The organism is Meishania litoralis, from assembly GCF_042611095.1.
Lineage (GTDB): Bacteria > Bacteroidota > Bacteroidia > Flavobacteriales > Flavobacteriaceae > Meishania > Meishania litoralis.
Map to the genome: position 1 here is coordinate 812425 of NZ_JBHFPV010000002.1, position 11638 is coordinate 824062.

Genomic DNA, 11638 nt, shown 5'->3' on the forward strand with positions numbered 1-11638 from the left:
GTATTACAGGCTCCAACGGTTTCCAACCTCTGAAATAGGCTTGCAGGCCTCGTACCCACCGGGGATCGGGTCATAACTCAATACATTTTCGCCAATTTCCTCAGAAGTAAAATAGGCCCATATCGCCATCGATTTCATCGAGCGATAAAAACCTATGGGTTCTTGCTTACCAACAGCCGTTCCCCAGACTCCCCTACTGAACTTACCTGAATTCGCCTCGTTCTTTTGCAGCACTTTGATGCGTTCATCTTCACCCAGGTTGATGAATACATCGCCAAAATCCTTCTTGCAGTCTTCATTAAACGCTGCAATTGCATCACGCATCCGCTTTTGCCCCTCATCATCGTAGGTCTTGCCGATGACCTTGTCGATGAACATATCGGCCTTTACATCCAAAGCACCGGGAGTATCGGTCCGTGGTAAGATCATATCTATCAAGGTGGAAACGGTTTTGGCCTCCTCTTCAGTAAAAAACAGGGGTTGCCAACCTAATCTTGGCTCGTTTTTACACGATTGCAATAATGAAAACATTGAAGGCACGGCCAAGGTAGCCCCTGCCAATAGTCCCGTTTTTTTTAAGGCATTTCTCCTATCCATAGCTTATATGTTCATTTTTTTAAGTTCGGAAACCGCATGATCCGCGGCCCGGGCGGTAATCGCCATATAGGTCAACGAAGGGTTCACACATGATGAAGAGGTCATACAGGCCCCATCGGTCACGAATACGTTCTGCGCACCATGAACCTGATTGAATCCGTTCAATACCGAGGTTTTGGGATCCCGTCCCATGCGTGCCGTACCCATTTCATGTACCCCATAGCCCGGTGGATGCTCGTTGTCGAAGCCCAAGATATCCTTTAAACCTGCCTTTTCGAGCATTTCTACGGCATCTTCTTGGATCTGTTTGTTCAAGGCCTTTTCATTTTCCTTGAACTCGGCATCGATCGATAAGGTCGGCTGCCCCCATTTATCCAAAACATCGTTGTTCAGGCTTATTTTATTGTCGTGGTAGGGCAAGCATTCGGCGAAGCCGGTAATAAAGAATTCCCAGGGACCTGGTTTCAAAATGCTGTTTTTGTAATCCGCCCCGAAGGATTCGATATTGGCGGCATTTCCTCCGCGGTAACCTCCCCCTTGATAGCCAAAACCGCGTAGAAACTTATCGGATCTTGTTTTTTCGTCGATATTCCAATACCTGGGGATATAAATACCATTAGGTCGCCTACCCTTGTAATATTTGTCCTCGAAACCATCGATACGGCCCATGGCACCCACCCGATAGGTATGGTCCATTAGATTGTGGCCCAATTCACCACTATCATTGCCCAAGCCGTTTTCGAACCGTTTCGATTTTGAATTCATCAATATTTGTGTTGTACTCAGCGTAGAAGCATTCACGAAAATTATCTTGGCTTTGTACTCAATGTCCTCATTGGTCTCGGCATCGATAATGCGCACTCCGGTGGCCTTACCCTTGACATCATCGTAGATGACCGACTGTACAATCGAATAGGGTCGAATCGTCATGTTTCCCGTGGCATTTGCCGCAGGCAAGGTAACGGCATTACTACTAAAGTAAGCTCCATAGGGACAGCCCCTACTGCATCGGTTTCTATACTGACATTGGCCCCTTCCGTTCAGGGGTTCCGTTAAATGTGCCACCCTGCCTATAATCATGTGTCTTCCCGGAAAATCGTTCTCGATCTTGTTTTTGACATGTTTCTCGACACAATTGAGCTCCATGGGCGGCAGAAAATGGCTGTCGGGCAATTGGGGCAGCCTCAGTGCTTCGCCGCTGATCCCCGCAAACTTTTCGACATAGGTATACCATGGTTCGATATCCTTATAGCGAATGGGCCAATCGACACCATGGCCATCCTTGGCATTCGCTTCAAAATCAAGGTCGCTCCAACGATAGGTCTGTTTACCCCATAATAAGGACTTGCCCCCCATTTGATGCCCGCGCAACCAAAGAAACGGTTTGACCTCGGTATAAGGATTGGCCTCGTCATCCGCCCAAAAATGTTCGGTATCAGAACCCACCCATCCGGAACGGATGTTCTTGTAATGTTTCTTTTTTTGCTCGGGCGTCAGTCCTCCCCTGAGTTCCATATCCCAAGGGTCGAGGTTCATCGTCGGATAGTCCGTTACATGCTCCACGATCCTACCGCGTTCGAGCACCAAGGTTTTAAGTCCTTTTTCGCAAAGTTCTTTGGCCGCCCATCCACCACTAATTCCAGAACCTATGACAATGGCATCATAAACCGTATCTTTTTGTGCGTCAATATTGAAATTGGCCATCCTGCTTAAATTGTTTAATGGTTGAAGATAAGAAATTAGAATCCATCGTCAATCGCGACAAATTCTGAAAAAAGAAAATTAGCACTATATTTATGCTGTATCTAGTTTAGACCTTGCAAACAGAATTCGGGTGAAGAAATCAATATTGTACCTAATGCTTTTAGCATTGCCGGTGCTGGGTTGCAAACAAAAATCCACGGACCAAAATATCAAAAACGAAACTTACGAAAATTCACCCACCGATTTAACCTTTGATTCGTCAAACGAAGAATTGACAAATGCATTTATATGGGCAAAGGATAAGGCCCTATCGTATGTTCACGATGGCGCGGATCCCGTAGGATTATGGTACGAGGCCGCCCTACCCAACCGTGAAGCCTTCTGCATGCGAGATATTTCGCATCAGGCCATCGGCGCCGAAATTTTAGGGCTTAGCGACCATAACTATAACATGTTTCTAAAATTTGCACAAAATATCAATGCGGAAAAAGATTACTGCTCGTATTGGGAAATCAATCGATACGATCGGCCCGCACCGGTCGATTATGAAAACGATTCAGACTTTTGGTATAACCTGCCCGCCAACTTCGATATTATCTTCAATGCCCATCGCCTTTACAATTGGACGGGCAATAAGGCCTACCTCGAAAACAAAGAGTTGCAAAATTTCTATAGCTTAAGCATGAATGAATATGTAGATCATTGGGATCTCGGGCATGAAGAGGTCTTGAACAGAAATAGGAATCTGCATGTAAAAGTCAAGGATAGTTCTCGATTCGGAAATAAGCGAGGGATACCCACCTATAATGAAGGAGGCAGGGGCGACACTCAATTGGGAATCGACATGACGGCTTCGCTAATAGCAGCCTACAAAGCGTATGCCGAGTTGTTAAGACTGCAAGGAAATTTAGGCGAGGGCGACCACTTTAAATCGAAGGTCGAAGACGAACTTCAATTTCTGCATGACTTTTGGTGGGACAAGGAGCGAAAAGAATTTCGTTCTATTTTATACGATAGCGGGCAATTCGATTATTTTATGGTCGGCGATAATCAGGCCTTTTTGCACTACCTACTCTATTTTGATGTGCTTATCAATCAGGATAATATCACCGACATCATAGATGCCTACGCCCAAAATTTTGATAGGTTGATTGTCGAGCTTAAATCATATCTGCCCATACTTTTCTACGAAAATGGACGGTGGGCATTGGCCAACCGAACCATAATCGATTTATGCAGTGTAGAAAACAAACGTAGGGACTATCCTGAAAACTCTTTTACCATCATCGAACATCTAACCCGAGGACTCATGGGAATAAATGTGGAAGCCGAAACAAATACTTTTACCACGAGCCCTAGAATCGAAAGTGAAGAAGAATGGGCCGAAATGAAGTACATTCCCGTTCTCTCTAATAAAATTGCCGTGAAACACCACGGAACTACGAAAACGGTTACCACCAATCTACAAGGTAGGTCTATCGACTGGGTCGCCGAAATACCGGGCGAACATGAATTCCTATACCTGAACGGCAAAAAAATCAAATGTCATCAAAAAAATGTAAACGGAAGGACAGTTTCTTATTATAAGGTTACGCTTGAGGAAAGTGACGCAATGGTCGTTTCGGTACATACTCAATAAAAAATACACTTGTACAAACTATGATCAAAGCAAAAAAAACAATATTCAAGACACTGCTTATTCTTATCGCGCTGAGCGGATGTAAGCAAAACCCCGAGAACAAGGAAAATGGGAATGGACTGCCAAGAATCGCTATTGCCGGAATCGGCATAGAATCGAGCACCTTCTCCCCCGCCCAGACCCATGAAGAGGCTTTTCATGCTCGGATTGGGGATTCGATTTTCGGTCGTTACTCCTTTTTTGAAGAAGGTTCCGATATTCGAAAAAGAGCCGAGTGGATCCCCACCTTGTTGGGAAAATCGTTACCGGGAGGCATCGTTACCCGCGAGGCCTACGAATCAATGGTCAACAAAACTTTGGCAATGCTAAAGGAAAATGGACCATACGACGGCCTTTGGTTGGATATCCATGGGGCAATGAGCGTTGTCGGACTTCAAGATGCGGAAGGCGATCTGATCAAGCGAATCCGCGAGGTCATCGGTACGGATGTATTGGTCTCAACCTCAATGGACCTGCATGGCAATGTTTCGGAACAATTGGCGGAACACTCAGACCTGATCACCTGCTATCGCATGGCACCACACGAGGATGCCCTCGAATCAAAGGAACGCTCCATTGTCAACTTATTGGATCGCTTGGAAAGCGGTAAAGGAAAGCCCAAATACAAGGCCTGGATTCCCGTTCCCATTTTACTTCCGGGCGAAAAGACCAGCACCCGTATCGAACCGGGTAAAAGCCTTTACGGTAAAATTCCTTCCGTGGCAGACCAAGAAGACATCGTCGATGCTGCCATTTGGATCGGCTATGCCTGGGCCGACGAACCACGAAACCATGCAGTGGTCATGGTTACCGGTGACGACAAAGAAAAAGTTGTTACGGGAGCGGAAAAATTGGCCAAGGCCTTTTGGGATGTGCGCAACGAATTCGAATTCGTGGCACCTGTCGCCACTTTGGATGAAAGCCTGAAAATGGCCCTCGCCAGTAGCGAGAATCCATTTATAATAAGTGATATGGGAGACAATCCTACGGCCGGAGGTGCAGGTGATGTCACGTGGACATTGCAAAAACTATTAAAAAGACCCGAGTTCAAAAAAGAGAACGGCCCCTCGCTGATCTACGCTTCGATACCCGGGCCCGAATTGATACAAGAGGCCCTGAAAGTGGGTGTTGGCGGAAAAGTTTCGGCCTTGGCCGGAGCCGCCGTCGATAACCGTTTTGCCCCGCCCCTACAACTCGAAGGTACCGTTACCGCAATCAAAGAAGGTGATCGCGATGCCGAAGTCGAAGTCGTGGTCAAAATCGGAAGTGCGAATGTCATCGTGACCAAAAAACGAAAACCCTATCACCATGAAAAAGACTTTACCGATTTGGGACTAAACCCAAGGGAAACCGATATTGTCATCGTGAAAATCGGTTACCTCGTACCCGAATTGTACGATATGCGAAAAGGTTGGATTATGGCCCTTACCCCTGGTGGTGTCGATCAAGATCTCGAACGATTGGGATACAAAAACATCAAAAGACCGATGTTTCCCTTGGATGCCGATATGCTAGATCCCGATTTATCGGCCAGATTGATACGGGCGTCCGATGAATTATAGATAATCTAAACCGTAACCGCTTTGTTCAGATAGCGTCGAAAAGGAAGCATTTCGTTATAAATCTTGATCACTTTTTCCTCGAAATCATCTTTAAGAACTTCCTTTGAAGAGAATTCGGTAGCGACGGCAAATGTCTTGTTGCGCAATAAATCGATATGTGGGTGGTCGTTCGTAAAACCCTTAGGGACATTGGTCAATTTCACATCTTCGTAAAGTCCTCCAAAAAGGTCTTTAAAGGACTTTTTATCAAGGATTTTTTTTAATTCTTCCCCATCGTAATCGATCGCATCGCGAATGCTTTTCAAGGTCTTGGGACCCGGCCGCCAAAAACCACCGGCCATGATGGATCTTTCGATACCTATTTCGATATAAAAATCCCCCGTTCCAGGACGTTTGTCGAATCCTGCGCCAAAGTGATCCTTATAAATCGGTTTATGCGGGTGGAACATCAAATTATTGTTGATCCGATTGATTCCTTTTTTGCCCGGGGTATCATAATATTCATCATCGATCGTGGCCAATTTTGCGTTCATTCTGTCCAACCACGAAATGTAGTCATCCCGGACATCCTTATACCACTTTCGGTTTTGGTCCATCCATTCTTTACTATTATTTTTTTGAAGTGCCCTTAGAAAGTCGATAAGGTTTTTGAAATCCATTTAATTTGGTTGTTGGCTTTTGCCGTTAGCTTCTGGCCTCTAGTTTCTGGCCTCTGGCTTTTGGATTTTCGCCTTACGCTAATCGCCAATTCTTCATTTTAAGTGCTTATTCAAACTGCGTACGGCTTACTGTTTACTGCCTACTGCTTAAACTTATCATTTAACTCTTTACTCTTAATCATTTAAAACCGGTTATCCCCACCGACAATATCGCCCAGGGTACCTAAAATGCTTCCTTCTCCTTTATCCTTGCCGCCTCTCGGAACCGAAGCCAGAACACGACCTGCCAACCTGCTGAAAGGCAATGACTGAATATAGACCGTACCCGGACCACGGAGTGTCGCAAAGAATAGTCCCTCGCCTCCAAAAACTGTATTTCTTATGCCGCCGACAAATTCAATGTCATAATCTACGGTTTGTGAAAAGCCGACTATACAACCTGTATCTACTTTTAAGACTTCTCCGGGGGCCAAAACTTTCTTGGCAAGGGTTCCGCCCGCATGTACAAAGGCCATGCCGTCACCTTCCAATTTCTGCATGATAAAACCTTCGCCTCCAAAAAGTCCGCGGCCGAGCCTCTTGGAGAATTCGATGCCCACCGAAACCCCTTTGGCGGCACATAAAAAGGCATCTTTCTGGCAAATGAACTTTCCGTTTTCTTCAGATAGATCGATGGCCTTTATCTTTCCCGGATATGGTGAGGCGAAACTGACCTGCTTTTTGCCTTGACCAACATTTAAAAATGCGGTCATGAACAGACTCTCCCCCGTCAGCACACGTTTGCCCGCGGAAAAAATCTTTCCGAGAACACTGTTGTCCTGATTCGACCCGTCCCCAAAAATCGTATCCATCTTAATATCGGAATCCATCATCATAAAACTTCCCGCTTCGGCCACAACGGCCTCTTGTGGGTCGAGTTCGATCTCGACGTACTGCATTTCTTCCCCGTAAATCTCGTAATCTATTTCGTGTGCGTTCATTTTAATAGTTTTTTGTTGATAATTGTTAGTTGTCAGTTGTGTTTGAAATGTTACAAATGAAACTAGCTTTTTTTACATTCTTGATTGAAAAGCTGAATCATTTCTAATAAGTGACAATAAGGTTGAACACTATCAACCGACAACTATCAACAATCAACCGTTTTTTACCCTAACCGTCCACTCAAAGTTAAAGGTACTCACCACTACACCATCTTCATTGACCCCTATGGACTTCATCCAAATGGTTTCCCCCTCCCCTGTTTCTATGGTTTTCTTTATCGCTGCATCGACCTCGTGTCCCTGATTACAGGTAAAGGTAATCCTACCTGTGGCCTTTTTCATAAAACTGGCATTATTGTTCAATACGAGCATTGAAATTTTCTTTCCACTTTGCTGGATCTGTCGCATCACCAGCGCTCCCGTAGTCAATTCAGCGGCCATACCCTGAACGGCCCAGAACATAGAACGAAACGGATTCTGGTTGATCCATTTGTGCTTTACGGTAGCTACGCAAGTGGTATCGTCGAGTCGTTTTACGCGAATTCCGCACCACCAAACCGATGGAAGTTTAAAAAAGTTGAACGAATTTATCGTTTTGGGAGTCATGCTCATAATTGCATTCGATTTTATCCAAAAGTATTGAATTTACTTGTATTTCAAGAGATTTATTAGCAAAACAGGCATAAATTACAATGTTAATATTTTGTTAATTTTTAGTACTTTGTTTTGCATAGTACCTTCTTTCGGATATATATTTGCATAAGAAATTACTAAGCTATGACAGATACATTGACCAAGCACGAAAGAAATTTGTCCGCGATCATACACGCGTCGACCCTTTCAAAGTACTTCATTCCCTTTGGTAACTTTTTGCTACCGTTGGTACTTTGGACGGCCAATAAGAACGATCATGACTTTGTCGATCACAATGGCAAGCAGGCCTTGAATTTTCAGATCAGCATTTTATTATATGGCGTGGTCATGGCGTCGATTACAGCAATCTTGTTTTTTGTCTTTGCCTTTGAGTTCGTTGGTTTCATCGACATTTTTGATGTGAACCGGCATGATATATCCGAGTTCAGTCACCATCATTCAGGTATGGGCATTCATATCGCTTTCATGGTAGCAGCAATAATCATCGGCGTCGGGCTCTTGGTCTTGGATATCGTCTGTACTATTTTGGCGACTTTGAAAAGCGGCCAGGGCGAAAAGTATGTATATCCGTTCACTATCAATTTTATCAAATAAAGGGCTTGGCCCACTTAAAAAGAAGAATCATCAATCAAAAGGGTCTTAATCACGCCCAAATAGGAGTTTAATCATCAATCAATTAGGACGTTTATTCATCAGCTTGCCCGCTGCAAGGCGGAATCAAAAAACGAACAGTTAAACTATGCGGACCATTATTTCAGATGTATTGGAAAAAAGTTCCCTCGAAAAAGGGAAGGTCGGGCGTAAAAAGAAGAAAGAAATTATGAATGTAGAAAACACAAAGGCACAAATGCGCAAAGGGGTGTTGGAGTACTGCATACTGTCGATCCTTAACGGAAAGGACAAATATGCTTCCGAGATTCTGGATACCTTGAAAGATGCCAAGATGCTTGTCGTCGAAGGCACTATCTACCCCCTATTGACCCGATTGAAGAATGCGGGACTTCTCAACTACCGTTGGGAAGAATCGACTTCGGGGCCACCGAGAAAATACTATACGTTGACCGAAACCGGTAAACTTTTCCTCAAGGAACTGGATACCACTTGGGACGAATTACGAAATGCCACCAACGTGGTGACCAATGCAAAAAACAGCTAAAAATGAACAAGACAGTAAATATAAATCTAGCGAACACACTTTTTCATATCGATGAACAAGCGTACAATAAGATGAGGCGCTACCTTGAATCGATAAAACGCTCATTTGCCAACACCCCCGGCAGCGATGAAATAATGGCCGATATTGAGGCAAGGATCGCAGAGCTTTTCTACGAAAAACTCGAAAACGAGCGCCAGGTAATCACCGAAAAAGAAGTCGACGTGGTCATTTCTATCATGGGGCAACCCGAAGATTACATGGTCGATGAAGACATCTTCGAAGATGAACCAAAAGCCAAAAGAACCAATGAAGGCAGTGCAAGGAGGACTAAAAAACTATACCGCGACACCGAATCGAAATACGTCGCGGGCGTTTCCTCGGGGCTCGGACACTATTTTGGCATCGACGCCATTTGGATACGATTGCTTTGGATCTTCTTGACCCTTGGATCAGGCGGAGGTTTTATTCTGATCTACGGACTTCTTTGGATACTGATTCCCGAAGCGGCCACGACCTCACAAAAATTGGATATGCGCGGCGAGGCCATAAACATCAGCAACATCGAGCGAAAAGTAAAGGAAGGGTTCGAAGAAGTAGCCGATCGTGTTAAAAGTGTCGATTACGAAGGCATGGGCAAAAAAGTAAAAAGCAGTGGAAAGACTTTTTTCGATACCCTGGGTGATATCATCATGTTCTTTTTCAAGATTATCGGAAAGTTCATCGGTATCTTATTGATCATCATCGGTGCAGCGACCATAATCGGGTTGTTCATCGGGTTGTTCACGGTAGGTATTGTTGGTATGGTCAATATTCCAGGGGTTGACTTCTATAATATCGTCAATGCGACCAATACGCCTATGTGGTTGGTATCCTTGCTTGGGTTTTTCGCCATCGGGATCCCTTTTTTCTTCCTCCTGTACCTCGGGCTGAAGATATTGGTAAACAACCTAAAGTCGATTGGAAACATTGCCAAGTTCTCACTTTTGGGCCTTTGGTTGATCTCTTTGATCACTTTGATCGTTCTAGGTGTAAAAGAAGCGGCCGCCCATGCCTATTCGGGAAGCACAACTACTGAAAACGAACTTGTCTTTCAGCAGCCCATCGATACCTTGAACATTGTAATGCGGGCTTCCGATATTCAAGATGACGGCAATCGCATCGGTATCAATGGTATGGTATTGAACTTCAATGAAGAAGGACAGGAAATATTAGTATCGGAGGATGTTAGGATTTCCCTAAAAAAATCGAAGGATACGATCGCTAGGCTAGAGATCAGAAAAAATGCCGATGGAAGTTCCTTTCAAAATGCAAAGGAGACCGCCGAAAACATAGATTATTCCTATACAATAGAAGGAAACAGCATCGTATTCGATAACTTCTTGACCACCCCGCGAGAAAATAAGTTCAAAGACCAAGAAGTCAGAATAAACCTTTATTTGCCCGTCGGGACCATCATCGACTATGATCGTTCAAATGGCCGCTGCAGAGCGCTTCACGCCAACAATGATAGAGATATGGACGGATGCGGGTTTGATGACTATCTCTGGAAGTTGAGCCCCCAAGGCGAGTGGATCTGCCAAAACTGTCCAGAATTCGAAAGCGACGATGATGAAGATAACAATCACATTCGAATCGATGCCGATGGTGTGGATATCGACATCAAAGACAATGGTGATTCGTTCAAAATGAAAATCGACGAAGATGGTGTAGAGATGAGGGCCAAGGACAGCCAAGATAGCGTGAACATCAATGTAAATGGCAGGGGCGTGAAAATCGATGCGGGTGACAACCGTTGATCACGGTTCATACCGATAATTTGACAGTTCGGTTCGACCGAATTTATAGCGAGAAATTTTAATACGACTTTTATATCAATCATAAAAACAACTATCATGACAACTTTAGCAAGAATTGCAATAGGCCTTATAATGGCTTTGATCCTATCCTCGTGTGGATTCGATATCAACTTTGGGGACTTTGGGACCGGCGTACGGGGCAACGGTGACGTAGTTACCGAAAACCGCGAAGTAACCGACGACTTCACCGAAGTACATGCCTCTGAAGGCATAGAAGTATATGTTACCCAAGCCAATGATTTTGAAATTTCGGTCGAGGCCGATGAAAACATTATCGATCTTATTGGAACCGACATCAAAAACGGAACGCTAAGAATACACGCCATTGAGAATATCAGCAGGGCCACCAAAAAGGTTTTTGTTTCCCTGCCCGATGTAACCGCTTTAAAGGGCACCAGTGGGTCTCATTTGATAACCCAGAACACGATTAAATCCGATAGACTCGAAATAGATGGCAATAGCGGTGCATTGTTGGATATCGAGATACAGGCCAACGAGGTGGATATCGATGCCAGTAGCGGGGCCAATCTAGACATAGGGGGCAGCGCACAAATGACTTACGTTGATGGTAGTAGCGGGGCGAACATCCATGCGAAAAACCTACACTCCGAAAACTGTAATGCTGAGGCCAGTAGCGGTTCGAACATAAGTATCGAAGTATCGGAAAGGCTTACGGCCAACGCTAGTAGCGGAGGAAACATCTCGTATTCGGGAGATCCGAACGTAACCACCAAAAAATCGGTTTCCGGAAGCGTTCATAGAAATTAGACCAAGTTACAAAACCACCTAGCA

General features: G+C 44.7%; 11 protein-coding genes. 6 read left to right on the forward strand and 5 right to left on the reverse strand.

What is annotated here, in order from left to right; all coding sequences use genetic code 11:
• Positions 1-3: 3 nt before the first annotated feature.
• Entirely contained in the window at positions 4-597 is a 594-nt protein-coding gene (locus ACEZ3G_RS12830; RefSeq protein WP_432425893.1) for a gluconate 2-dehydrogenase subunit 3 family protein, read from the reverse strand.
• A 3-nt stretch (positions 598-600) separates the two neighbouring features.
• Positions 601-2301: a GMC oxidoreductase gene (locus ACEZ3G_RS12835; protein ID WP_432425894.1), complete on the reverse strand. Its 1701-nt coding sequence runs from the start codon at positions 2299-2301 to the stop codon at positions 601-603.
• Between the two features lie 154 nt (positions 2302-2455).
• On the opposite strand from ACEZ3G_RS12835, the gene ACEZ3G_RS12840 reads away from it, so the two are divergent.
• Both ACEZ3G_RS12840 and ACEZ3G_RS12845 read left to right on the forward strand, forming a co-directional pair.
• Complete coding sequence (locus tag ACEZ3G_RS12840) at positions 2456-3940, forward strand: hypothetical protein (protein ID WP_432425895.1); 1485 nt, start codon at positions 2456-2458, stop codon at positions 3938-3940.
• A 20-nt stretch (positions 3941-3960) separates the two neighbouring features.
• Positions 3961-5541: a M81 family metallopeptidase gene (locus ACEZ3G_RS12845; protein ID WP_432425896.1), complete on the forward strand. Its 1581-nt coding sequence runs from the start codon at positions 3961-3963 to the stop codon at positions 5539-5541.
• Positions 5542-5546: 5 nt separating this feature from the next.
• On the opposite strand, the gene ACEZ3G_RS12850 is transcribed toward ACEZ3G_RS12845, so the two are convergent.
• From ACEZ3G_RS12850 to ACEZ3G_RS12860, 3 genes are all read right to left on the reverse strand, one after another.
• Positions 5547-6200, reverse strand: a complete 654-nt coding sequence (locus ACEZ3G_RS12850; RefSeq protein ID WP_432425897.1) for a DUF2461 domain-containing protein — start codon at positions 6198-6200, stop codon at positions 5547-5549.
• Between the two features lie 182 nt (positions 6201-6382).
• A complete protein-coding gene (locus ACEZ3G_RS12855) occupies positions 6383-7180 on the reverse strand; it encodes a TIGR00266 family protein (RefSeq protein WP_432425898.1) in 798 nt (265 codons plus the stop codon).
• Between the two features lie 153 nt (positions 7181-7333).
• A complete protein-coding gene (locus tag ACEZ3G_RS12860) occupies positions 7334-7792 on the reverse strand; it encodes a PaaI family thioesterase (RefSeq protein ID WP_432425899.1) in 459 nt (152 codons plus the stop codon).
• A 165-nt stretch (positions 7793-7957) separates the two neighbouring features.
• On the opposite strand from ACEZ3G_RS12860, the gene ACEZ3G_RS12865 reads away from it, so the two are divergent.
• The 4 genes from ACEZ3G_RS12865 (at position 7958) to ACEZ3G_RS12880 (ending at position 11614) form a co-directional block, all read left to right on the forward strand.
• A complete protein-coding gene (locus tag ACEZ3G_RS12865; protein ID WP_432425900.1) occupies positions 7958-8428 on the forward strand; it encodes a DUF4870 domain-containing protein in 471 nt (156 codons plus the stop codon).
• A 226-nt stretch (positions 8429-8654) separates the two neighbouring features.
• Positions 8655-8990: a PadR family transcriptional regulator gene (locus ACEZ3G_RS12870; RefSeq protein WP_432426072.1), complete on the forward strand. Its 336-nt coding sequence runs from the start codon at positions 8655-8657 to the stop codon at positions 8988-8990.
• A gap of 2 nt (positions 8991-8992) precedes the next feature.
• Positions 8993-10786, forward strand: coding sequence for a PspC domain-containing protein (locus ACEZ3G_RS12875; protein WP_432425901.1), 1794 nt, complete (start codon positions 8993-8995; stop codon positions 10784-10786).
• A gap of 96 nt (positions 10787-10882) precedes the next feature.
• Complete coding sequence (locus tag ACEZ3G_RS12880) at positions 10883-11614, forward strand: head GIN domain-containing protein (RefSeq protein ID WP_432425902.1); 732 nt, start codon at positions 10883-10885, stop codon at positions 11612-11614.
• Positions 11615-11638 lie beyond the last annotated feature (24 nt).